At 71.7% G+C, this 23,375-nt stretch carries 22 protein-coding genes; 13 read left to right on the forward strand and 9 right to left on the reverse strand.

All coding sequences use genetic code 11. The features are described 5' to 3' along the window. Nucleotides 1-28: 28 nt before the first annotated feature. From ABZ154_RS11590 to ABZ154_RS11615, 6 genes are all read left to right on the forward strand, one after another. Complete coding sequence (locus tag ABZ154_RS11590; protein ID WP_356831356.1) at nt 29-1,852, forward strand: phosphatidylglycerol lysyltransferase domain-containing protein; 1,824 nt, start codon at nt 29-31, stop codon at nt 1,850-1,852. A 94-nt stretch (nt 1,853-1,946) separates the two neighbouring features. Further along, the gene (folP, locus tag ABZ154_RS11595; protein WP_356831524.1) at nt 1,947-2,744 is read left to right on the forward strand and encodes a dihydropteroate synthase; all 798 of its coding nucleotides are present in this window, start codon (nt 1,947-1,949) and stop codon (nt 2,742-2,744) included. Beyond that, nucleotides 2,741-3,214: a nuclear transport factor 2 family protein gene (locus ABZ154_RS11600; RefSeq protein WP_356831358.1), complete on the forward strand. Its 474-nt coding sequence runs from the start codon at nt 2,741-2,743 to the stop codon at nt 3,212-3,214. Before folP ends, ABZ154_RS11600 begins: the two co-directional genes overlap by 4 nt. Before the next feature lie 202 nt (nt 3,215-3,416). Next, a complete protein-coding gene (folB, locus tag ABZ154_RS11605) occupies nt 3,417-3,776 on the forward strand; it encodes a dihydroneopterin aldolase (RefSeq protein ID WP_073874397.1) in 360 nt (119 codons plus the stop codon). Then, a complete protein-coding gene (folK, locus tag ABZ154_RS11610) occupies nt 3,773-4,384 on the forward strand; it encodes a 2-amino-4-hydroxy-6-hydroxymethyldihydropteridine diphosphokinase (protein ID WP_356831360.1) in 612 nt (203 codons plus the stop codon). Before folB ends, folK begins: the two co-directional genes overlap by 4 nt. Before the next feature lie 67 nt (nt 4,385-4,451). Beyond that, nucleotides 4,452-4,943 (forward strand): DUF3180 domain-containing protein, encoded by a 492-nt coding sequence (locus tag ABZ154_RS11615; protein ID WP_356831362.1) that lies wholly within the window; start codon nt 4,452-4,454, stop codon nt 4,941-4,943. Between the two features lie 272 nt (nt 4,944-5,215). Here ABZ154_RS11615 and folE read toward each other — a convergent pair whose 3' ends face one another. The 6 genes from folE to dacB all read right to left on the reverse strand — a co-directional run bounded on the left by folE (nt 5,216) and on the right by dacB (nt 12,906). Then, nucleotides 5,216-5,821 carry a GTP cyclohydrolase I FolE gene (folE, locus tag ABZ154_RS11620; protein WP_356831364.1) on the reverse strand — a complete coding sequence of 202 codons (606 nt, stop codon included), beginning with the start codon at nt 5,819-5,821 and terminating at the stop codon, nt 5,216-5,218. 163 nt (nt 5,822-5,984) lie between these two features. Continuing rightward, nucleotides 5,985-8,045: an ATP-dependent zinc metalloprotease FtsH gene (gene ftsH / locus ABZ154_RS11625; RefSeq protein WP_356831366.1), complete on the reverse strand. Its 2,061-nt coding sequence runs from the start codon at nt 8,043-8,045 to the stop codon at nt 5,985-5,987. Between the two features lie 186 nt (nt 8,046-8,231). Beyond that, nucleotides 8,232-8,771 (reverse strand): hypoxanthine phosphoribosyltransferase, encoded by a 540-nt coding sequence (gene hpt / locus ABZ154_RS11630; RefSeq protein WP_356831526.1) that lies wholly within the window; start codon nt 8,769-8,771, stop codon nt 8,232-8,234. Between the two features lie 102 nt (nt 8,772-8,873). Beyond that, nucleotides 8,874-10,004 (reverse strand): tRNA lysidine(34) synthetase TilS, encoded by a 1,131-nt coding sequence (gene tilS / locus ABZ154_RS11635; protein ID WP_356831368.1) that lies wholly within the window; start codon nt 10,002-10,004, stop codon nt 8,874-8,876. A 187-nt stretch (nt 10,005-10,191) separates the two neighbouring features. Continuing rightward, a complete protein-coding gene (locus tag ABZ154_RS11640; RefSeq protein ID WP_356831370.1) occupies nt 10,192-11,328 on the reverse strand; it encodes a zinc-dependent metalloprotease in 1,137 nt (378 codons plus the stop codon). Between the two features lie 81 nt (nt 11,329-11,409). Then, complete coding sequence (gene dacB, locus ABZ154_RS11645; RefSeq protein ID WP_356831372.1) at nt 11,410-12,906, reverse strand: D-alanyl-D-alanine carboxypeptidase/D-alanyl-D-alanine-endopeptidase; 1,497 nt, start codon at nt 12,904-12,906, stop codon at nt 11,410-11,412. 86 nt (nt 12,907-12,992) lie between these two features. On the opposite strand from dacB, the gene ABZ154_RS11650 reads away from it, so the two are divergent. From ABZ154_RS11650 to ABZ154_RS11680, 7 genes are all read left to right on the forward strand, one after another. Continuing rightward, nucleotides 12,993-13,487, forward strand: coding sequence for an inorganic diphosphatase (locus ABZ154_RS11650; protein ID WP_018514302.1), 495 nt, complete (start codon nt 12,993-12,995; stop codon nt 13,485-13,487). Between the two features lie 176 nt (nt 13,488-13,663). Continuing rightward, nucleotides 13,664-15,367: a threonine/serine exporter family protein gene (locus ABZ154_RS11655; protein ID WP_356831374.1), complete on the forward strand. Its 1,704-nt coding sequence runs from the start codon at nt 13,664-13,666 to the stop codon at nt 15,365-15,367. A gap of 139 nt (nt 15,368-15,506) precedes the next feature. Beyond that, nucleotides 15,507-16,472: a DUF368 domain-containing protein gene (locus ABZ154_RS11660; protein WP_356831376.1), complete on the forward strand. Its 966-nt coding sequence runs from the start codon at nt 15,507-15,509 to the stop codon at nt 16,470-16,472. 176 nt (nt 16,473-16,648) lie between these two features. After that, complete coding sequence (locus tag ABZ154_RS11665; protein ID WP_356831378.1) at nt 16,649-17,014, forward strand: YbjQ family protein; 366 nt, start codon at nt 16,649-16,651, stop codon at nt 17,012-17,014. 141 nt (nt 17,015-17,155) lie between these two features. After that, nucleotides 17,156-18,442, forward strand: a complete 1,287-nt coding sequence (locus ABZ154_RS11670) for an ion channel protein (RefSeq protein WP_356831380.1) — start codon at nt 17,156-17,158, stop codon at nt 18,440-18,442. A 197-nt stretch (nt 18,443-18,639) separates the two neighbouring features. After that, complete coding sequence (gene wrbA / locus ABZ154_RS11675) at nt 18,640-19,263, forward strand: NAD(P)H:quinone oxidoreductase (RefSeq protein WP_356831382.1); 624 nt, start codon at nt 18,640-18,642, stop codon at nt 19,261-19,263. Nucleotides 19,264-19,311: 48 nt separating this feature from the next. Next, entirely contained in the window at nt 19,312-20,739 is a 1,428-nt protein-coding gene (locus tag ABZ154_RS11680) for a glutamate decarboxylase (RefSeq protein ID WP_356831384.1), read from the forward strand. An 8-nt stretch (nt 20,740-20,747) separates the two neighbouring features. On the opposite strand, the gene ABZ154_RS11685 is transcribed toward ABZ154_RS11680, so the two are convergent. The 3 genes from ABZ154_RS11685 to ABZ154_RS11695 all read right to left on the reverse strand — a co-directional run bounded on the left by ABZ154_RS11685 (nt 20,748) and on the right by ABZ154_RS11695 (nt 23,322). Then, entirely contained in the window at nt 20,748-21,575 is an 828-nt protein-coding gene (locus ABZ154_RS11685; protein WP_356831386.1) for an ABC transporter permease, read from the reverse strand. Beyond that, the gene (locus tag ABZ154_RS11690) at nt 21,572-22,582 is read right to left on the reverse strand and encodes an ATP-binding cassette domain-containing protein (RefSeq protein ID WP_356831388.1); all 1,011 of its coding nucleotides are present in this window, start codon (nt 22,580-22,582) and stop codon (nt 21,572-21,574) included. The genes ABZ154_RS11685 and ABZ154_RS11690 overlap by 4 nt, the downstream gene beginning before the upstream one ends. 98 nt (nt 22,583-22,680) lie before the next feature. Beyond that, nucleotides 22,681-23,322 (reverse strand): PadR family transcriptional regulator, encoded by a 642-nt coding sequence (locus ABZ154_RS11695; protein WP_356831390.1) that lies wholly within the window; start codon nt 23,320-23,322, stop codon nt 22,681-22,683. Between the last annotated feature and the right edge of the window lie 53 nt (nt 23,323-23,375).

Consider the following 23,375-nt stretch of genomic DNA (forward strand, 5'->3'; position numbering starts at 1 on the left):
TGCGATCTCACCTGGAGCCACGGAAGCGATGTCTGTCACGGTAGATGGGGATAAAACGGTGTCGGTTCCGCAACGTGTGCGGCGGCTGCTCCGCGGCCCCCGCCCCGAAGCCGTACCGGTCGTCGTCGGAGCCGCCTGCACCGTCGTCGGGCTGATCGACATCGCGGCCGGAGTCTTCCCCCGCTTCCGGCACAGCCGGATGCACAGCCTCGCCGAGGTGCTCCCCGGGGCGCTCGGCCCGTTCGCCGCCGCGCTCTCGCTGAGCGCCGGCGTGCTGCTGCTCCTGCTAGCGCACGGGCTGAAACGGCACAAGCGGCGGGCCTGGCGGGCGGCGGTGGTGCTGCTTCCGGCGGGGGCCGTGGCGCAGTTCGCGTACCGGCACTCCGTCGTCGGCGTCCTGGTCTCCCTGACGCTCTGCTGTCTGCTCGTCCGCCACCGGGACCAGTTCCGCGCGCTGCCCGACCCGCGCAGCCGCTGGCGGGCACTGGCCAACTTCATCCTGCTCGGGGCCTCTTCGCTGGCGCTCGGGCTGGTCATCGTCTCCGTCCACCCCGGCCGCGTCGTCGGCGACCCGTCCATCGCGGACCGGCTCCAGCACGTGCTGTACGGCCTGTTCGGCGTCGAGGGCCCGGTCGACTACGCCGGGCGGACCAGCTGGACCGTCGCCTACTCGCTCGGCGCACTCGGCCTGCTGACCGCCGTCACCACGATCTACCTCGCCTTCCGCCCCGAACACCCCGCCGCCCGCCTCACCGAGGACGACGAGAGCCGGCTGCGGGCGCTGCTGGCGACGCACGGCGGGCGCGACTCGCTCGGCCACTTCGCGCTCCGCCGCGACAAGGCCGTCGTCTTCTCCCCCAGCGGCAAGGCCGCCGTCTGCTACCGGGTCGTCTCCGGGGTGATGCTGGCCGGCGGCGACCCCATCGGCGACGTGGAGGCCTGGCCGGGTGCCATCGAACGCTTCATGGACGAGGCGAAGGCGCACTCCTGGACACCGGCCGTGATGGGGTGCAGCGAACGCGGCGGCGAGGTCTGGACCCGCGAGACCGGGCTCACCGCCCTGGAGCTGGGCGACGAGGCGGTGGTCGACGTCGCGGATTTCTCCCTCGCCGGGCGGGCCATGCGGAACGTACGCCAGATGGTGGGGCGCATCGAACGCAACGGCTACGAGACCCGGGTCCGGCGAGCACGTGACATCGGCGCCACCGAGCTGGAGCGCATCCGCGGGGCCGCCGCCGACTGGCGCGGCACCGACACCGAGCGCGGCTTCTCCATGGCGCTCGGCCGGATCGGCGACCCCGCCGACGGCGACTGCGTGATCGCCACCGCCCACCTGCCCGGCTCCGGGGACGGGCCGCACGGCGACTTGAAGGCCGTCCTCCACTTCGTCCCCTGGGGGCGCGACGGGATGTCCCTGGAGCTGATGCGCCGCGACCGCTCGGCCGACCCCGGCATGAACGAGCTGCTGATCGTCGCGTCGCTCCAGGCCGCCGGGAAGCTCGGCATCGCCCGGGTCTCGCTGAACTTCGCGATGTTCCGCTCGGCCCTGGCCCGCGGCGAGCGACTCGGCGCGGGACCGGTGCTGCGCTGCTGGCGGGGACTGCTGATCTTCCTCTCCCGCTGGTTCCAGATCGAGTCGCTGTACAAGTTCAACGCCAAGTTCAAGCCCCGCTGGGAGCCCCGCTTCGTGGTCTTCCGCACCAGCCGCGACCTGCCCCGCATCGGGATCGCGGCGATGCAGGCGGAGGGGTTCGTGAACTTCTCCCTGCCCCGCCCGTTCCGCTCCCGCTCCCCCCGCCCGTGCGGCCACACGCTGCGCGGCGCCCCGGAGCGCGAGGTGAGCGCGGCGTAGGGGGCGGGCCCGCGGGGCCTAGGCTGGTCGTATGAGTACGACACGCACGCGGGGCACGGTACGAGGGCTGCCGGAGTGGGACCGCTGTGCGGTCATGGGGGTCGTCAACGTGACGCCGGACTCCTTCTCCGACGGGGGCCGCTGGTTCGACACCACGGCCGCGGTCAAGCACGGCCTCGACCTGGTGTCCGAGGGCGCCGACCTGGTCGACGTCGGCGGCGAGTCGACCCGCCCCGGCGCCAGCCGGGTGGACGAGTCGGAGGAGCTGCGGCGGGTCGTCCCGGTCGTCAAGGGGCTGGCCTCCGAAGGCGTCACCGTCTCCGTGGACACCATGCGCGCCCGCGTCGCCGAGAAGGCCGTCGCCGCCGGGGCCGTCCTGGTCAACGACGTGAGTGGCGGCCTCGCGGACCCGGACATGATCCCGGCCGTCGCCGCCGCCGGGGTCCCGTTCGTGGTGATGCACTGGCGCGGCTTCAGCGCATCCATGAGCAGCCGGGCGGTGTACGAGGACGTGGTCGCCGAGGTCCTGGACGAGCTGCGGCAGCGGATGGACGCGGTGGTGGCGGGCGGGGTGGCCCCCGAACGCCTCGTGATCGACCCCGGCCTCGGCTTCGCGAAGATGGCCCCCCACGACCTGGCCCTCGTCGCGCACCTGGACGAGCTGCACGCGCTGGGCCGCCCGCTGCTGGTGGCCGCCTCCCGCAAACGCTTCCTCGGCCACGTGCTGGCCGGCCCCGGCGCCACCCTGCCGCCCGCCCGCGAACGTGACGCGGCGACCGCGGCGGTCTCCGCCCTGGCCGCCCGGGCCGGGGCCTGGGCGGTCCGCGTCCACGAGGTGGGGGCCACCGCCGACGCCGTACGGGTCGCCCGCGCCGTCGAGGGAGCCGCGTGAACGAGGACCACGCGTCGGCCGCCGCCGACATCGCGGAGGTCGAGACGGCCAACACCGCCTTCTACGAAGCCCTGGAACGCGGCGACCACGAAGGGCTCTCCGGCCTCTGGCTGCCGGGCGAGGACCTCACCGTCTCCTGTGTCCATCCGGGGTGGCCGGTGCTCACGGGGCGGGGCGACGTGCTGCGCAGCTACGCCCTGATCATGGCGAACACCGAGTACATCCAGTTCTTCCTGACGGACGTCAACGTCGCGATGACCGGCGACACCGCCCTGGTCACCTGCACCGAGAACATCCTCAGCGGCGGCCCGGCCGAGGAGGGCAACGCCCTGGGGCCGCTGGTGGGCCAGCTGGTCGTCGCCACGAATGTGTTCCGGCGCACGCCCGAGGGCTGGAAGCTCTGGTCGCACCACGGCTCGCCCGTCCTGGCGGACACCGACGAGGACGACGACGGGGAACCGTCCCCCTGAGGACGGGAAGCAAGCCTCACGCGTGGCCAGAGGTTGGAATCCACGACTGCGGGGTATGGGCGGCTACCAGCCCTGTGAGGCGCTGTCCATAGCCCCCACGGGCGAGCACTGTCGGTGCTCGCAGGTAGATTCGAAAGAAGGCACCTCGCCGCCCGCACGCGGCCGGGTGCCTCTTGGACCAACGACAGCAGGAGTGATTCGCGTGGATCGTGTCGCGCTGCGCGGCCTCAAGGCCCGTGGGCACCACGGCGTCTTCCCCCGGGAGCGGGAAGAGGGCCAGACCTTCATCGTCGACCTGGTGCTCGGCCTCGACACCCGCCCCGCGGCAGCCACCGACGACCTGGCCCGCACCGTGCACTACGGCGTCGTGGCCGAGGAGGTCGTCGAGGTGGTGACGGGCGAGCCGGTCGACCTGATCGAGACGCTCGCCGAGCGCATCGCCCAGCAGTGCCTGAAGCACGAAGGCGTCCAGGAGGTCGAGGTCGTGGTGCACAAGCCGGACGCGCCGATCACCGTTCCCTTCGACGACGTGACCATCACCATCATTCGGAGCCGAGCATGACTGCGTTTTCCACCGAGGGGCAGAGCGACCCGACCGTACAGCCGGTGCCCGCCGCCGTCGTCAAGCAGGTGGACGCCGCCGACACCACCCTCTCCAACCCCAAGATGGCCGTGATCGCCCTCGGCTCCAACCTGGGCAACCGGCTGGAGACCCTCCAGGGCGCCGTCGACGCGCTGGAGGACACCCCGGGTCTGCGGGTCAAGGCCGTCTCCCCGGTGTACGAGACGGAGCCCTGGGGCGTCGCGGCGGACAGCCAGCCGTCGTACTTCAACGCGGTCATCCTCGTGAAGACGACGCTGCCGCCGGCCTCCCTGCTGGAGCGCGGCCAGGCCGTCGAGGAGGCCTTCGACCGGGTCCGCGAGGAGCGGTGGGGCCCGCGCACCATCGACGTCGACATCGTGGCGTACGCGGATGTCCTCTCCGACGACCCGGTGCTCACCCTCCCCCACCCCCGCGCCCACGAGCGGGCCTTCGTCCTCGCCCCCTGGCACGACGTGGACCCCGAGGCCCAGCTGCCCGGCGCCGGACGGGTCGCGGAGCTGCTCGCCGGGGTCGGCCGCGAAGGCGTCCTGCCCCGCGCCGACCTGGAACTGCGTCTGCCGGAGTAATCGTTAGGCTCGACGGGCACGAGCTGAAGCAACAGCTGGGTACAGGCGACGAAGGGCGGCTCACGCGGTGAAGCAACTACGGCTCGGGGTACTGGCGGGCCTCTTCGCCGCCGCCGGCGTCCTCTCCTGGGGCGGCGCCCGCCTCTGGGACTCCCTCGGCACACTCCCGAGCGTCCCGCTGGCCGCCTCGATCGTGCTCGCCGTGATCGCGGTGATCCTCCTGGCCACCGCGCTCTCCCTGCGCACCCGCCTCCGCGCCCAGCGCGAGCGCCGCCCCGGCGCCAAGGGCGTCGAGCCCCTGATGGCCGCCCGGGCGGTCGTCTTCGGCCAGGCGAGCGCCCTGGTCACCGCCCTGGTCGCCGGGATGTACGGCGGCACGGGCGTCTTCCTGCTCGGCTTCCTCGACGTCCCGCCCCGCCGCGACCAGGCCATCTACGCGGGCGCGGCGGTGGTGGCGGGCATCGCGGTCATCGCGGCCGCCTTCTTCCTGGAACGCGTCTGCCGCCTCCCCGAGGACGGCGAGAACAACCCCGACGGCACGGGTACGGCGACCGCCTAGCGGGGCGGACCGGGCCCGTCTCCCCCTGGCTCCCGCGCACCATGTGCCCGTCGACCAGGAACGCGGGGTGCGGTCGGAGCCGGTAGCTGTACAGGGTGACCGCTCGCCCGGCGCGGCGCGACGGCGCACGGCCTCGGTGGTCTGAGCCGTACGGAGGCCGTCCAGCGTCCACAGCTCGGTGTAACCCATGGCCCATACGGCGCTCCTCGGCCTGCTCACCAACTCAGGCCGAGAAGCGTATCGGGCACCCCCGGACAAGGCGGGCCGACGGACTAGCGGGCCAGTATCAGGCTCATCGCCTCGGCACGGGTGGAGGCGTCACGCAGCTGCCCCCGCACGGCCGATGTGGTCGTCTTCGCGCCCGGCTTGCGGATGCCCCGCACCGACATGCACATGTGCTCCGCCTCGATCACCACGATCGCGCCTCGCGCCTCCAGGATGCGCATGAGCGAGTCCGCCACCTGCGTGGTGAGGCGCTCCTGCACCTGGGGCCTGCGGGCGAAGACGTCCACCAACCGGGCCAGCTTCGACAGGCCGGTGATCTTGCCGGTCTCGGCCGGGATGTAGCCGACGTGGGCGACACCGTGGAAGGGCAGGAGGTGGTGTTCGCACAGGGACATGATCTCGATGTCCTTCACCAGGACCATCTCGTCGTGCCCGAGGTCGAACGTCGTGGTCAGGACGTCCTCCGGCTCCTGGCGGAGGCCCGCCAGTATCTCCTTGTACGCCCGCGCCACCCGCCCCGGTGTCTCCTTCAGGCCCTCGCGGTCCGGGTCCTCTCCGACGGCGATGAGCAGTTCACGCACAGCCGCCTCGGCCCGCTTCTCGTCGAAATCGCCGATCGAACCCTGGCCGTCCAGTGTCACCGGGTCGGTCATCTGTGCCTCGTTCCTCTGTGCTGCCCCGTGCGCGGTTCGCACGGAACATCCGCACGCATACGGAAAAGCCGCGCCCCCACAGGCTAAAACCTGGGGGGCGCGGCATCCATTCCGGGCCTGGTCAGACCCCCGTGACGGAGGTCTCACCGGGTGCGGTGCGGGTCTAGCTCTCGGGACGCTCCTCGGGGATCGCCTCCGTGGAGGGGGCGATGTCCTTCGTGAGGTCCGGCGCCGGGGCGATCTCCGGCGGGGTGGCGGAGCCGTTGGCGGTGGAGGCGCCGTTGGTGAGGGCCAACTCCTTGGGAGAGAGCACCGGAGGCCGCGTCGACGGGGTGCGCCGGGCGGAGCCGGTCCACGCCGGGCGGGCGGGACGCTTGACGATCGGGGCGAAGATCTCCGCGATCTCGTCCTTGCCGAGCGTCTCCTTCTCCAGGAGTTCGAGCACGAGGGCGTCGAGGATGTCGCGGTTCTCGACGAGAATCTCCCACGCGTCGTTGTGGGCGCTCTCGATGAGCTTCTTGACCTCTTCGTCGACGAGCGCCGCGACCTCTTCCGAGTAGTCGCGCTGGTGGCCCATCTCGCGGCCCAGGAAGGGCTCGGTGTTGTCGCCGCCGAACTTGATGGCGCCGAGCCGCTCCGTCATGCCGTACTGCGTGACCATCGCGCGGGCCGTCGCCGTGGCCTTCTCGATGTCGTTCGCAGCGCCGGTGGTCGGGTCGTGGAAGACCAGCTCCTCGGCCGCGCGCCCGCCCAGCATGTATGCCAGCTGGTCGAGCATCTCGTTGCGCGTCGTGGAGTACTTGTCCTCCTCCGGGAGCACCATCGTGTAACCGAGGGCGCGACCGCGGGAGAGAATCGTGATCTTGTGGACCGGGTCCGACTGGGGTGAGGCCGCCGCGACCAGGGCGTGTCCGCCCTCGTGGTACGCAGTGATCTTCTTTTCCTTCTCGGACATGATCCGGGTCCGCTTCTGCGGGCCCGCCACGACGCGGTCGATGGCCTCGTCGAGCATCTCGTTGTCGATGAGCTTCCTGTTGCTGCGCGCCGTCAGGAGCGCGGCCTCGTTCAGCACGTTCGACAGGTCCGCACCGGTGAAACCGGGCGTGCGGCGGGCGACGGCGCCGAGATCGACGTCCTTCGCCACCGGCTTGCCCTTCTGGTGGACCTTGAGGATCTCCAGTCGGCCCAGCATGTCGGGGCGGTCGACCGCGATCTGCCGGTCGAAGCGTCCCGGGCGCAGGAGGGCCGGGTCGAGGATGTCCGGGCGGTTGGTGGCGGCGATCAGGATGACCCCGCCCTTCACGTCGAACCCGTCCATCTCGACGAGCAGCTGGTTGAGCGTCTGCTCGCGCTCGTCGTGCCCGCCGCCCATGCCCGCACCGCGGTGCCGGCCGACGGCGTCGATCTCGTCGACGAAGACGATCGCCGGGGCGTTCGCCTTGGCCTGCTCGAAGAGGTCACGCACCCGGGAGGCACCGACACCGACGAACATCTCGACGAAGTCGGACCCGGAGATCGAGTAGAACGGCACGCCCGCTTCGCCGGCGACGGCGCGAGCGAGCAGCGTCTTGCCCGTACCGGGCGGCCCGTAGAGCAGGACACCCTTGGGGATCTTGGCGCCGACGGCCTGGAACTTCGCCGGCTCCTGCAGGAACTCCTTGATCTCGTGGAGCTCCTCGACCGCCTCGTCGGACCCCGCCACATCGGCGAAGGTCGTCTTCGGGGTGTCCTTGGTGATCAGCTTGGCCTTGGACTTGCCGAACTGCATGACCTTGGAGCCGCCGCCCTGCATCTGGTTCATCAGAAACAGGAAGACGACGACGATCAGGACGAAGGGCAGCAGCGAGAGAAGGATCGAGACGAACGGGGACTGCTTCGACGGCGAGACGGTGTAACCCTTCTCGATGTCACCCGCTTCGAACTTCTGCTGGAGCGTGTCGGCGAGCTGGACGCCCTGGTTGCCGATGTAGCTCGCCTGGAACTTGGTGCCGGACTCGCCGGCAAGCTTCTGGCCGTCCTTAAGTTCGATCTTGAGAATCTGTTCGTCACCGGTGGTCAGCTTGGCCTGCTCCACCTGGTCCTTGCTGATCGCCTGGATCACCTTGGCGGTGTCCACCGTCTTGTGGCCGCCCGACGAGCCGACGACCTGCATCAACACGACCACGGCGAGGACGGCCAGCACGATCCACATGACCGGCCCACGGAAGTATCGCTTCACGTCCATCCATACGGAGCGAAGACGCCCCGTCCCTCCTGCCCGTAGGTAAATGCTGCTGTGTTTGAAAGCTCTGTTGGAAAAGAGTGTTCTTCGGACGGTACCCCAGCGGGGGCGCCCGCGACCGCTGGGTGCGGCGGAGAAACCCGCTTTCGAAGCTTCAACGGCCCGAAGGCGGCGAGGGTTCCCCGGGGGTCAGCCGCCGTAGACGTGCGGGGCGAGCGTGCCGACGAAGGGGAGGTTGCGGTACTTCTCCGCGTAGTCCAGCCCGTAGCCGACGACGAACTCGTTGGGGATGTCGAAGCCGATCCACTTCACGTCGATCGCGACCTTCGCGGCGTCCGGCTTGCGCAGCAGGGTGCAGACCTCGAGCGAGGCCGGCTCCCGGGAGCCCAGGTTGGACAGCAGCCAGGACAGCGTCAGGCCGGAGTCGATGATGTCCTCGACGATCAGGACGTGCTTGCCCTTGATGTCGGTGTCCAGGTCCTTGAGGATCCGGACGACACCGGAGGACTGGGTGCCCGCCCCGTACGAGGAGACGGCCATCCAGTCCATCGTGACGGGGGTGGACAGCGCGCGCGCCAGGTCCGCCATGACCATCACCGCGCCCTTGAGGACGCCGACGAGGAGCAGGTCCTTGCCCGCGTAATCCGCGTCGATCTTCGCGGCCAGCTCGACGAGCTTCGCGTCGATCTCTTCCTTGGTGAGGAGCACCGACTGAAGGTCGGTACCCATGTCCTTCTCGTTCACCCACGTCTCTTTCTCTGCCTGCCGGGGCCCGGGGGTGCGTCCCGGGCCCCGGCCCGGCTGTTCGCCTGCGTTTCAGCCGCTTGCGCGTCAGCTCTGCCGAATGACCAGTCTGCCACCCTGCCGCCGGGCCTCGACGCGGCCGGGCAGGTTGATGGCCCGCTGGCCGCGCCAGCCGGTGATCAGGCGGTCGACTTCTTCGAGGTGGCGGGCGAAGAGGGAGCCGGCCGGCGCCCCGGCCTCGATGACGGCCCGGCGCAGCACGCGGCGGCGTACCGCGGGGGGCAGGACGTAGAGCTTGGCGCACTCCAGCCGGCCGGTCTCGTCGCGTACGGCGAGCTCGGCCTCGGCGGCCCAGGTGTCCAGGGCGTCGGCGTCGTCACGGGAGAGCTGGGCCGTCCGGGCGAGGGCTTCGACGACGCCCTTGCCGAGCGCCTTCTCCAGGGCGGGCAGGCCCTCGTGGCGGAGCCGGGAGCGGGTGTAGGCGGGGTCGATGTTGTGCGGGTCGTCCCAGACGGGGATCGACTGGACCAGGCAGGCCTTGCGGGCGGTCTGCCGGTCCAGCTGGAGGAAGGGGCGGCGGTAGCGGCCGGCCGGCCCGGAGGCGGCGGCCATGCCGGAGAGCGAGCGGATGCCGGAGCCGCGGGCGAGGCCGAGGAGGACGGTCTCGGCCTGGTCGTCCCGGGTGTGGCCGAGCAGCACGGCGGCGGCGCCGTGACGTTCGGCGGCGGCGTCCAGCGCTGCGTAGCGGGCGTCGCGGGCGGCGGCCTCGGGGCCGCCCTCGCGTCCGACGTGCACGGCGACGGCCTCGACGGGGTCGAGGTCCATGGCGGCGAGCCGGGTGACGACCTCGGCGGCGCGGAGGCCGGATCCCGGCTGGAGGTTGTGGTCGACGGTGATGCCGCCGGCCCGGACGTCGAGCTTGCGGGCCTCGAAGGCGAGGGCCGAGGCGAGCGCCATGGAGTCGGCGCCGCCGGAGCAGGCGACGAGGACGAGGGGGGCGGCGGGGCGTTCGGGGAGAGCGGGCCGTTCGGGGAGAGCGGGCCTGCCGGCCGCGCCGGCCTCGGCGTAGCGGGAGGCGGCGGGCGCCGCGCGCCCGGCCTCTTCGGCGGGACGGCCGAGACCGCCGGGGCCGTCGTGACGGTGGAATTCGGTGAGGACGTCGTGGAGTACGCGGCGGACCGCCAGGCGTATCGCCGCGACCGCAGGATGGGGACCCATGTCCGGTGCCCTTCGTGGAGATTCGGGAGGAGCGTCGAGCGCCGGAACGCATGAGTCCCGTCACTCAGAGTGCGTCGATGGTGACAGAGGCAAGCTGTTCATCGAGCATTGCACGCCTTCCCATGCCCTCATGGTCCCTCGGATGGGTGATTGAAGGGCAGTTTCCCGGTGCTGAGCCGGGAAAGGGTCACGATTCGGCCGTGCGGTGCACCCGCGCGACCCACTCGGCGGGTTTGGCGATCTCCGCCTTGGTCGGGAGGGTGTTGGGCGAGGTCCAGACGCGGTTGAAGCCGTCCATGCCGACCTCTTCGACGACCGACCGTACGAACTTCTCGCCGTCCTTGTACTGCCGCAGCTTGGCGTCCAGGCCGAGCAGCTTGCGCAGCGCCTGGTCGAGCCGGCCGGCCCCCTGGGCACGGCGGCGCTGGAACTTCTCCCGGATCTCGGCGACGGAGCCGACGACCTCGGGACCGACGCCGTCCATCACGAAGTCCGCGTGGCCCTCGAGGAGGGACATCACCGCGGTGAGACGGCCGAGGACCTCGCGCTGGGCGGGGGTCTGGACGATGTCGACGAGGCTGCGTCCGCTCTCCTCGCCGCGTTCGCCCTCGGGGCGGCCGGCGCCGGAGAGCGACTGGGCGGCCTCGCGGAGCCGCTCCAGGAAGGTCATCGGGTCGACGTCGGTCTCGTCCAGGAACGTCTGGATCTCGCCCTGGAGGTGGTCGCGGAGCCAGGGGACGCCGGTGAACTGGGTGCGGTGGGTCTCCTCGTGGAGGGCGACCCAGAGCCGGAAGTCATGCGGGTCGACGTCGAGTTCCCGCTCGACGTGGACGATGTTGGGCGCGACCAGGAGCAGCCGTCCCCCGCCGTCGGCGGAGCCGGGGAGCTCGCGGGTGGCGGGGGCGAACGTCTCGTACTGGCCGAGGATCCGGGAGGCCATGAACGAGAGCAGCATGCCCAGCTCGACGCCGGTGACCTTGCCGCCGACGGCGCCGAGCACGGCTCCGCCCGGTCCGCCGGGGCGACGGCTCTCCATCTTGGCGAGCAGGGGGCGCAGCAGTTCACGGAAGCCCGCGACGTTGGCCTTGATCCAGCCGGCCCGGTCGACGACCAGGACGGGGGTGTCCTCCGGCTCGGTCCCCTCCGGGATCATCCGGGTGAAGAGCCGGACGTGTTTCTCGGAGGCCTTGGCGTGCCGCCGGAGCTCCGCGACGACGGCGCGGGCCTCCTCGCGGCTGATCTCCGGCCCGGGCCGCACCAGTCGGGTCGCGGTCGCGACCGCGAGGTTCCAGTCGACCATCTCTGCACCACCGATGCTCGTCATGCGTCAACCGTACGTGAGCGACTCGCCCGGTGGTGGGGTGTTGCGCCGCCCTTCGGGTGGGGGTCCTTGAAGCAGCAGGGCTCAGCCGCCCGGTCCGGCGAGGGCGGCGGCCAGGGCGTCGAGGGCGGATTCTGCCGCGGACGGCGATGTGGAGCCGGAGGCGAGGAAGGCGAAGGCGAGGAGGCGGCCCTGCGGGTCGACGACGGTTCCGGCAAGGGAGTTCACGCCGGTGAGGGTCCCGGTCTTGGCGCGGATCAGGCCGGTCGCGCCGGTGTCGTCCCGGTAGCGGGTGCTGAGGGTGCCGTTGAAGCCGGCGACGGGGAGGCCGGTGAGGACGGGGCGCAGTCCGGGCCGCTCCGGGTCGGCTGCGCGGGCGAGGAGTGTGGTGAGGAGGGCGGGGGTGACCCGGCCCTCGCGGTCGAGTCCGCTGCCGTCGGCGAGGCGGGCTCCGGCGGTGGGCACCTCGAGCTTCTCGAGTTCGGCGGTGACGGCTCGGCGGGCGCCCGCGAAGTCGGCGCTCTCGCCCTTGGCGATGGCGGTCTGCCGGGCGAGGGCCTCGGCGATGTCGTTGTCGCTGTTGGTGAGGGTGCGCTCCACGAGGGCGGAGAGCGGGGCGGAGTGGTGGGTGGCGACGGTACGGGCCTTGTCGGACGCCCGGGCCTCGCGGGGTGCGCCGGTGACCTCGACGCCCGCCTTCTCCAGCTCGGCGGTGAAGGCGCGGGCGGCGTCTCCGGCCGGGTCGTCGGTACGGGTGGCGGGGCCGCGGACGGTGGCGTTGAGGCGGCCCTGGTCGACCATCAGGGCGGTGACGGGGGCGATGTTGGGGTTCTTGCCGATGGGGTGGCGTTCGGGTCCGGTGTAGCGGGAGGTGTCGTAGGTGACCCGTACGGAGTCCTCGCCACCCTCGCGGCCGTCATCACTTTCGCGCAGGGCCGTGGCCGCCTCGGTGGCCAGCGAGCGCAGGGCGGCCTTGCTCAGGGTGGCGTCGCCGCCGCCGACGAGGGTGAGGGTGCGGGCGTCCTCGGAGAGCCGGACGGTGGTGGCGATGCGGTGGTCGGGGCCGAGGACGGAGAGCGCCGCGGTGGTGGTGGCGATCTTGACGGTGGAGGCCGGGGTCATCCGGGTGGCGGCGCCGTGCCCGTACAGCTGCTTGCCGGTGGCGGTGTCGATGACGGAGGCGGCCACCTGGGTGCCCAGCGCGGGGGCGCCGATCAGCGGGGCGAGGGCGCTGCGCAGACTCGCGGGGTCCTGAGGGGCGGAACGGGTGACCGCGGTGTCGAGTGCCCCGAGGACGGCGGGGGCGCTGGGAGCCGGTTCGGGGGCTCCGGGGAGCCTGCGGCCGTGATGTGCGACACCTGTACGGTCCGCGGCGGCTGCGAGCTGCCGCTCGGCCTTACGCTGACCGTTGTCCCAGGGACCGGCGGCGAGGACGGCGCCGGTGGCCACGACCAGGCCGAGCACGGCGGAGCCTGCGACGACCTGCCAGGTGTTGGACCCGTTGCGCTTGCTCTTCAGGTTCTTGATCCGGCCCCAGGGGCCCGACGGGCGGTTCGACGGTTCTTCCACCGGCTCGGCCACCGTTGACCAGCCCCTTTCGCGAGCACTCTTCTGCGTGGGGGACACTTAACCACCAGTCGTATGTGTTGATCATGGAGGAGCCACCCGTGGAGTTCGACGTCACCATCGAGATCCCGAAGGGTTCGCGGAACAAGTACGAGGTGGACCACGAGACCGGTCGGATCCGCCTGGACCGTCGACTCTTCACCTCGACCAGCTACCCGGCCGACTACGGCTTCGTCGAGAACACCCTCGGCGAGGACGGCGACCCGCTGGACGCGCTGGTCATCCTGGACGAGCCGACCTTCCCCGGCTGCCTCATCAAGTGCCGCGCCATCGGCATGTTCCGGATGACGGACGAGGCCGGCGGCGACGACAAGCTGCTGTGTGTCCCGGCGTCGGACCCGCGGGTGGAGCACCTGCGTGACATCCACCACGTGTCGGAGTTCGACCGCCTGGAGATCCAGCACTTCTTCGAGGTCTACAAGGACCTGGAGCCGGGCAAGTCCGTCGAGGGCGCCGACTGGGTCGGCCGTACCGAGGCGGAGGCCGAGATCGAGGCCTCGTACAAGCGTCTTGAGGCGCAGGGCGGCAAGCACTGACGTACCCCCTCCGGTTCCGTTTGTGAGCCGGACAGCGGTACGCGGACGGGCGGCACACCTTCACGGGTGTGCCGCCCGTCCGGCTGTGCGGACGGTTCGTCATGCGGGGCCCATGGCGGTGGCCATACTGGGCACACGTGCGCCCGGAAGGTGTAGCCGAGGAGGAACGAGGTCGAGTGGTGGCGGAATCGGGCGGTCCTGAGGACCAGAAGCCCCAGTCCGACGAGGCACGGAGCGCTTTCGCCCCGCCTGCCGGGACGAGTCAGCCCGCGTCGCCACCCGAGGAGGACCATCCGACGTCGGAATTCGCGATCCCGACCGGAGTGCAACCCGAGACGACCGGTTCGCCGGGGTCCGGCGGTGGCTCCACGGGCGGCCCGAACTCGGACACGCTGAGTTCCGCTTTCACCCCGCCGAGGACGTACAACGCGCAGCAGGCGCCCCCCGCGTTCACCCCGGCGCAGGGCATTCCGATGGTCAGGCTGACCAAGGAGGCGCCCTGGCAGGACCGGATGCGCACGATGCTGCGGATGCCGGTGACCGAGCGCCCGGCCCCGGAGACGATCCAGCGCACCGATGACGAGACCGGTCCCGCCGTACCGCGCGTGCTCGACCTGACCCTGCGTATCGGCGAGCTGCTGCTGGCGGGCGGTGAGGGCGCCGAGGACGTCGAGGCGGCGATGTTCGCGGTGACCCGGTCCTACGGCCTCGACCGCAGCGAGCCGACGGTCACGTTCACCCTGCTGTCCATCTCGCACCAGCCCTCGCTGGTCGACGACCCGGTGACGGCGAGCCGTACCGTACGCCGCCGGGGCACCGACTACACCCGGCTGGCGGCGGTGTTCCGGCTGGTCGACGACATCACCAGCGAGGACGCCGACGTCTCCCTGGAGGAGGCCTACCGGCGGCTCGCGGAGATCCGCAGGAACCGGCACCCGTACCCGGGCTGGGTGCTGACGGCGGCCGCGGGGCTGCTGGCCGGTTCGGCCTCCGTGCTGGTCGGCGGCGGGGTGCTGGTCTTCATCGTGGCGGCGGCGGGCGCGATGCTCGGCGACCGCCTTGCCTGGCTGTGCGCCGGGCGCGGGCTGCCGGAGTTCTACCAGTTCACGGTGGCGGCGATGCCGCCCGCCGCGATGGGGGTGGCGCTGACGCTGACCCACTCGACGGACATCCGCCCGTCCGCGGTGATCACCGGTGGGCTGTTCGCACTGCTGCCGGGGCGGGCGCTGGTGGCGGGGGTGCAGGACGGGCTCACCGGCTACTACATCACCGCCTCCGCCCGGCTGCTGGAGGTCATGTACTTCTTCATCGGGATCGTCGCGGGCGTGCTGATCGTCCTCTACCTGGGCGTCCAGCTGGGGGCGGCGCTCAACCCCGAGGCGCAGTTCGTGCCCAACGACCGTCCGGTGCTCCAGATCCTGGCGTCCATGGCACTGAGCCTGGCCTTCGCGGTGCTGCTCCAGCAGGAGCGCTCCACCGTGCTGGCGGTCACCCTCAACGGCGGTGTGGCCTGGATCATCTTCGGCGCGATGGCCCGGACCGGGGGGATCTCACCGGTCGCGGCGACGGCGGTGGCGGCCGGTCTGGTGGGCCTGTTCGGTCAGCTGTTCTCGCGCTACCGGTTCACCTCCTCGCTGCCGTACATCACGGCCGCGATCGGGCCGCTGCTGCCCGGTTCGGCGACGTACTTCGGTCTGCTGGGCGTGGCGCAGAACGATGTGACCCGGGGACTGACGTCGCTGTCGACGGCGGTCGCGACGGCGCTGGCCATCGCGATCGGGGTGAATCTAGGGAGCGAGATCTCGCGGCTGTTCATGGGGGTGCCGGGCGCGGTCGGCGGGGCGAGCCGACGGGCGGCGAAGCGGACGCGGGGGTTCTGAGGTGCCGGGCCCACCCTTTCCGCCTGTGGGCCCCTCCCTTGTACGGACGCTGGGACGTGACGCCTAGGATGGTCGCCTGCTCCCCTCAACGGCCGAGAGCCGAACCACGGCCGAGAGCCGACAGCCGAAACAGGAGATCATGGCGAAGCCAGCCGGTCACCACGTCTTCAACGCCTTCCGGGGCGCTCTCATCGGTACCGCGGAGGCCGTTCCCGGCGTCAGCGGCGGCACTGTCGCACTGATCACCGGCGTGTACGAGAAGCTGATCGACGGCGCCGGTCACATCACCAGCGCGCTGCGGATGGGCGCGTCCGACCTGCCGCGCGGCCGCGGGACCGCGCGTGCCAGGGCCGAGCTGAGGAACGTCGACTGGACGGTCCTGCTGCCGCTCCTGGCGGGCATGGCGGTGGCCCTGGTACTGGCGGCCAAGCTGATCGCGCCGTTGGTCGAGGAGCACCCCCAGTCCGCCTACGCCTTGTTCTTCGGTCTGGTTCTGGCCTCTCTGTGGGTGCCGTACTCAGGCTCGGGAAAGCGCTGGACCGTCGCGAACTACGCGCTCTGCGTGGTCGTCGCGGTGGGCGCCTTCACCCTGACGGGGCTGCCGCCCGGTGATATGCCGACCCACCCCGTGGTGGTCGCACTGGCCGGCTCGGTCGCGATCTGCGCGCTGGTGCTTCCCGGTGTCTCCGGCTCGTTCCTGCTGCTGACCATGGGCCTGTACGAGCCGACGATCGCAGCCGTCAACGAGCGTGACTTCGGCTATCTCGCGGCCTTCGCGCTGGGTTGCGCGGTGGGGCTCGCGCTCTTCGTCAAGCTGCTGAAGTGGCTGCTGGAGAACTACCACCACATGACGCTGGTCGTGATGACCGGTCTGATGGCTGGTTCACTGCGCGCGCTGTGGCCCTGGCAGGACGATGACCGCGGGCTGCTCGCCCCCAGCGGCTCGGTAGGCCTGACCTGCGCACTGTTCGCGCTCGGCGCCGCCGTGGTGATCGCTGTCCTGGTGGTGGAGCACCGGGCGCAGGGCAAGAAGGCGGAGCCGTCGGCCACCGCACCGAAGCGCGGTCGGCACGCACGCGCCACCTCAGGCTCCGGGCGGAGCTGAGCCCGGCCCGACGAGCCCCCGGGGGGCAGGGCATCCACCGGCGGGCCGCCGGGGCCGCGTAGCCGGCCCCGAGCCACCGACGCCCGGTGGACGCCCTCCCTCCGGTTCCAGTCGCGCACAGCGGGAATGCGCATCCCGCGGAACGGGGCGAGGCTGAGCACAGGAGGTGCCACAACATGGGCATTGAGGATTTCGGCGGCGGACAGACGGCCCAGGCGGACGTGCTGGTCGTCACCACCAATGACGTACCGGGCCACCGGGTGACGCAGGTGATCGGCGAGGTCTTCGGGCTGACCGTACGGTCCCGCCACCTCGGCAGCCAGATCGGCGCCGGGCTGAAGTCGATGATCGGCGGCGAGCTGAAAGGGCTGACCAAGACCCTGGTCGAGACCCGTAACCAGGCGATGGAGCGGCTCGTGGAGCAGGCCCGGGCGCGAGGCGCCAACGCGGTCCTGATGATGCGGTTCGACGTGTCGGAGGCGGCGGATGTGGGGACGGAGGTCTGCGCGTACGGGACGGCGGCGGTGATCAGCAAGGAGTGACCGCGAAGAGGCACGGTTCCGCCGGGGCGCAAGAGGCACGGGTTCCGCTGGGGCGCGGTTCCGCCGGAGCCGAAGAGGCACGGGTTCCACCGAAGACCGAATAGCGGCGTTTTGTCTGTTTCGCCGCCCTAGAGTGTGCCGGTGGCCCCCGAATCCCCCGCGCCGCCCCATCCCCGCCCCCCGGCCACCCCCGCCCGGCGGCTCCTGCCGCTCGTCCTGCCCGCGCTCGTCGTCGGTGTGGTCTGCGCGCTGATCCTGCTAGGGGTCAGCCTCCTGGCGGAGCGACTCCAGGACGTGCTGTGGGAGACCCTGCCCGACGCGCTCGGCGTGGGGCGGTTCTCCTCGCTCTGGATGATCGTCATGCTCACCGCGACCGGCCTCGCGGTGGGCCTCGCCCTGCGGGCCGTGCCCGGTCACGGCGGGCCCGACCCGGCCACCACCGGCCTGGTCGACGCACCGATGCGGCCGGGCATCGTCCCCGGACTCCTCCTGGTGACCGCGCTGGCGCTGGCGGGCGGGGTGAGCCTCGGGCCGGAGAACCCGATCACCGCCGCCAACATCGCGCTCGCCTACTGGCTGGGCCGCCGCGCCGCGCCCGGCTCACCGGCCGAGCTCTGGGTGGCGCTCGCCGCCGCCGGGACGATCGGCGCCCTCTTCGGGACCCCGATCGCCGCCGCGCTGGTCCTCTCCGAGACGCTGGCCTCGCAGCCGGGCTCCGGGGCGTTCCGGGACCGGCTGTTCGCCCCGCTCGCGGCCGGTACGGCGGGGGCGCTGACCATGTCGCTGATCGCGCAGCCCAGCTTCGACCTCTCTCTCCCCCCGTACTCCGGACCGCACTGGGGCGACCTGCTCTCCGCCCTCCTGATCGCCTCGGCGGGCGCGCTCATAGGTCTGCTGGCGGTGTACGCGTTCCCGGTGGCGCACCGGGCGTTCGGCGCGCTGCGGTACCCGCTCCTCGCCCTGACGCTCGGCGGGCTGGTGCTGGGTCTGCTCGGGGCGCTGGGCGGGCATCTGACCCTCTTCAAGGGGCTGGACGAGGTGAAGGAGATCGCCGGGGACCCGGACGACTGGTCGGCCGGGGAGTTCGCGGTGATGGCGGTGGTGAAGATGGCCGCCCTGGTGATCGCGGCGACGTGCGGCTTCCGGGGCGGGCGGATCTTCCCGGCGGTCTTCGCTGGGGTGGCGCTCGGCCTCTGCGCCCACGCCCTGGTCGACGCGGTGCCGCCGGCGCTCGCGGTCTCCTGCGCGGTGCTGGGCGTGCTGCTCGCCGTCACCCGGCAGGGGTGGGTGAGCCTGTTCACGGCGGCGGTGCTGGTCAGCGACGCGTCCGTACTGCCGCTGCTGTGTGCCGCCACCCTGCCCGCCTGGCTGCTGGTGACCGGGCGGGCCCAGATGCAGTTGGACGGCGAGGGCAAGGCGCTGCGGTGAGGCGGGGCCGCAGGCGCACGGGGCAGGGCCCCCAGGGCCGCAGGCGTACGGGGCTGGAGGCAGCAGTCGTACGAGGCGGGACTGCGGGCGTCCGGGCGGGGGTGTCCGGCGCGCCGGGGGCGGAGGATGTCCGTATCGTCGACTTCGCGCCGCTATCAACCGATTCCTTCTGATGCTGTCCCGACGGAGGTCCCCGCATGTCCACGCCCGTCGACGTCGCCGTCATCTACTACTCGTCCACCGGCACGATCACCACCCTCGCCCGGGCCATCGCCGAGGACGCGGAGCGGGCCGGGGCGCAGGTGCGGCTGCGCCGGGCGGCCGAACTCGCCCCGCAGGCGGCCATCGACTCCTCCCCGGCGTGGGCAGCCAACATCGAGGCGACCGCCTCCATCCCGGAGGTCTCGCCGGACGACATGGTGTGGGCGGACGCGGTGATCTTCGGTTCGCCGACCCGGTACGGGAACATCACCGCGCAGCTCAAGCAGTTCATCGACACCCTGGGCGGGCTCTGGCAGTCCGGGCAGCTGGCCGACAAGGTCTACAGCGGCTTCACCGCCAGCTCCACCGCACACGGCGGCCAGGAGTCCACTCTGCTCGCGCTCTACAACACGATCCACCACTTCGGCGGCATCCTCGTCGCCCCCGGGTACACCGACCCGTCGAAATTCGTCGACGGCAACCCGTACGGCACCTCGCACGTGTCCGGGCAGGGCGACCTCCCGGTCGGCGAGGTGACGCTCACCGCCGCCCGGGTGCAGGCCGAGCGCGTCGTGAAGTTCACCCGGGCTCTGAAGGCCGGGCTCGCCGCCGAGAGCTGAGAGACCCGAGAGCCCCGGAAAGTCAGAGCCCAGGAAGAGGACTCCGCCATGCCGCTCCACCGAGGCGCCCACCCGCAGCGGGACGAACACTCCGAGGAGCGGCGCAGGCTCGCCCTCAACCCCTTCTTCGGCGAGGCCGATCCGACGGCGGCGATGAACACCGCGCCGCCCCGGCACAAGCTCCCCGACGGGCCGCTGCCGCCGCTGACGGCGTACCGGCTGGTCCATGACGAGCTGATGCTCGACGGCAACTCCCGGCTCAACCTGGCCACCTTCGTCACCACCTGGATGGAGCCGCAGGCCGGGGTGCTGATGGGTGAGTGCCGGGACAAGAACATGATCGACAAGGACGAGTACCCGCGCACCGCCGAGCTGGAGCGGCGCTGTGTGGCGATGCTCGCCGACCTGTGGAACGCGCCCGATCCGGCGGCCGCCGTGGGGTGTTCGACCACCGGGTCGAGCGAGGCGTGCATGCTGGCCGGGCTGGCCCTGAAGCGCCGCTGGGCCAAGCGGAACGCGGACCGCTATCCGGCGACCGCCCGGCCCAATCTGGTGATGGGCGTCAACGTGCAGGTCTGCTGGGAGAAGTTCTGCAACTTCTGGGAGGTGGAGGCCCGGCAGGTCCCGATGGACGGCGAGCGCTTCCATCTCGACCCGCAGGCCGCCGCCGAGCTCTGCGACGAGAACACGATCGGGGTCGTCGGCATCCTCGGCTCCACGTTCGACGGCTCCTACGAGCCGATCGCCGAGCTGTGCGCGGCCCTGGACGCCCTCCAGGAGCGCACCGGCCTCGACATCCCCGTCCATGTCGACGGCGCGTCCGGCGCGATGGTGGCGCCCTTCCTCGATCCGGAGCTGCAGTGGGACTTCCGGCTGCCGAGGGTGGCCTCGATCAACACCTCGGGCCACAAGTACGGGCTGGTCTACCCGGGGGTCGGCTGGGCGCTGTGGCGGACGGCGGACGAGCTGCCGGAGGAGCTGGTCTTCCGGGTCAACTACCTGGGCGGCGACATGCCGACCTTCGCGCTGAACTTCTCCCGGCCCGGGGCGCAGGTGGTCGCGCAGTACTACACGTTCCTGCGCCTCGGGCACGACGGCTACCGGGCGGTCCAGCAGGCCTCCCGGGACGTGGCCTGCGGGCTGGCCCGGGCGGTGGAGGAGCTCGGGGACTTCCGGCTGCTCACCCGGGGCGACGAACTGCCGGTCTTCACCTTCACGACGAACCCGGACGTCCACGCGTACGACGTGTTCGACGTCTCCCGTCGGCTGCGGGAGCACGGGTGGCTGGTCCCGGCCTACACCTTCCCCGCCAACCGGCAGGACCTGTCGGTGCTGCGAGTGGTGTGCCGCAACGGCTTCTCCTCCGACCTCGCCGCGCTGCTGATCGAGGACCTGAAGCTGCTGCTCCCCGAACTTCGGGCACAGAGACACCCGTTGAGCCACGACCGGCAGGCCGCCACGGCCTTCCACCACTAGGGCCTTTCCTACCGGCTCAGGCGCGCGAACCTGCCCACCGCCAGCGGGAAGAACACCGCGATGATCGCCACCGGCCAGAGGACCGCCAGGAGTTGAGCGTGCTCGGCGGCCCAGGATCCGGTCGCGCCGCCCGGGTTGCCGAACAGCTCCCGTACCGCGGTGGCGGTGGCGGACATCGGGTTCCACTCGACCACCGCGCCCAGCCACCCCGGCATCGACGCCGGGGAAGCGAACACGTTGGACAGGAAGCCGACCGGCCAGACCAGGATCTGGACCGCCTGCACCAGCTCCGGCCGCCCCGCCACCATGGCCAGGTGGATGCCGACCCAGAGCATCGCGAACCGGAGCAGGAGCAGCAGGCCCACCGCGCCGAGCGCCGCGGCCGGACCGTCGTGCCAGCGCCAGCCGACCGCGTAGCCGGCCCCGGCCATCACCGCGAGGGCCACCGTCGACTGGAGCATGTCCGCGGCGCTGCGGCCGACCAGGACCGCGCCCGGGGCCATCGGCAGGCACCGGAACCGGTCGATGACGCCCTTGCCGAGGTCCTGGGTGACCGCGAGCATCGTGCTCTCCAGGCCGAAGGCCATGGTCAGCGCGAGCATCCCGGGGACCAGGTACTCGGCGGGGTCGCCCGCCACGCCCCGGCCGCCGCCGACCAGGTACGTGAACATCAGGAGCAGCATCACCGGGAAGGCCAGGCCCACGAGCGCCTCGACGGGCTGCCGGGCCCAGTGGGCCAGTTCGCGGCGGGTCATCGTCCAGGAGTCGGTCAGGGCCCAGCTGAGCCGGGAGGGGCCGGCGCCGTGCTCCGCGAGTGTGGTCGTGTCCGTGATCATGCCGCCGTCTCCGCCTCGCGTACTGCCTGCCGCCCGGTCAGGGACAGGAACACCTCGTCCAGCGTCGGGCGGCGCACCGCGATGTCCTCCGCCTCGATGCCCGCCTCCTGCAGCGCCCGTACCGCCCCCGTCAGGGCCGCCATCCGGTCGGGGGCGGGGGCGCTGACCAGCCGGCGGTCCTGGTCGACCGTCGGGGTGAGCACCGGGTCCGCCCGGTCCGCCGGGTCCGCCCGGTCCGCCCGGCCCGCCCGGCCCGCCGGGCCCAGCAGCGCGGCCGCCTCCGCCAGCCGGGCCGCGTCGCGCAGGACGACGTCGATCCGGTCGCCGCCGACGAGCGCCTTGAGCTGGTCGGACGAGCCCTCGGCGGCGACCCTGCCCTCGTCGATCAGGGAGATCCGGTCGGCCAGCTGGTCCGCCTCCTCCAGATACTGCGTGGTCAGCAGGACGGTGGTGCCGCCGCCGACCAGGGACCGGACCGCGTCCCAGACCTCGGCCCGGCCGCGCGGGTCCAGGCCGGTCGTGGGCTCGTCCAGGAAGAGCACGGCCGGTTCGGTGATCAGCGAGGCGGCCAGGTCGAGCCGCCTGCGCATCCCGCCGCTGTACTGCTTGACCGCCTTGCGCCCGGTGTCCGCGAGCCCGAACCGCTCCAGGAGTTCGCCGGCCCGGCTGCCCGCCCGGCGTGCGCCCAGGTGGTACAGCCGCCCGAACATCTCCAGGTTCTGCCGGCCGCCGAGCTGCTCGTCCACCGCCGCGTGCTGCCCGAGCAGCCCGATCCTGCGCCGTACGCCGGACGCCTGGTCGCGGACGTCGAGCCCGGCCACGGTGACCCGGCCCGCGTCGGGGCGCAGCAGGGTCGACATGATCCGTACGGCGGTGGTCTTACCCGCCCCGTTGGGGCCGAGCACCGCGTGGACGGTACCGGCTCCGACCGTGAGGTCCAGCCCGTCGAGGGCGCGTTTCTCCCCGTACCTCTTGTGCACGCCGTCCAGGACGATCGCGTCGGTCACGTACCCCGCCACCCTTCCGCGGCTTCACACCGCGACCTATAGTCAAACTTGACTAGTAGCTCGAAGGTAACCCGGACCGACTCATTCGTCAAACTTGATTAGTCGTTGTCGCCCGGGTCGGGGACACCCGTCGCGTACGGGTTCTCCTCGCCGTCGGCGAGCACGCCGACGAACGGGTCACCCTCTCCCGCGAAGGTGTACGCGCCGCTCTCGATCCGCGCGATCAGGCCTCGGGTCCACTCCGCACCCGTGTCGGCCGAATGCACCCACAGGTTCATGATCTCGCCGATGTGACCGAGGGATGCGGGGCCGTCCCCGGGCGTGTAGTACTCGGTGACCGAGTCCCGCCACTCCTTCATGCCCTCCACCCGCTCCTTGAGCAGCGCCACCGCCTCCCCGCGGGGCAGGTCGACGATGAACCCGATCGCCGCCGAGAGGACGTCGAGGCTCTGGTCGTAGGAGCGGATGGCGTCGCGCAGCAGGGTGCGGTACTCGGCGAGCCCTTCCTCCGTGACCTCGTACTCGGTACGCGGCGGGCCGCCGGCCGTGGAGGGGGCCGTCTCATGGGCGAGGAGCAGCCCCTGCTTCGCCATCTGCTTCAGGGCGTGGTAGATCGACCCGGGCTTGGCGTTGGACCACTCGTGCGCGCCCCAGTACTCCAGGTCGTTGCGGACCTGATAGCCGTGCGCCCGGCCGTGCATGCGCACAGCGCCGAGGACCAGCAGCCGGATCGCGGACATGACACCCATCCATCCCTGCCCGGGGCCCTGTGCTCCCGGATTTCCTATTCAAC

This window comes from Streptomyces sp. NPDC006261, assembly GCF_040613515.1.
GTDB lineage: Bacteria > Actinomycetota > Actinomycetes > Streptomycetales > Streptomycetaceae > Streptomyces.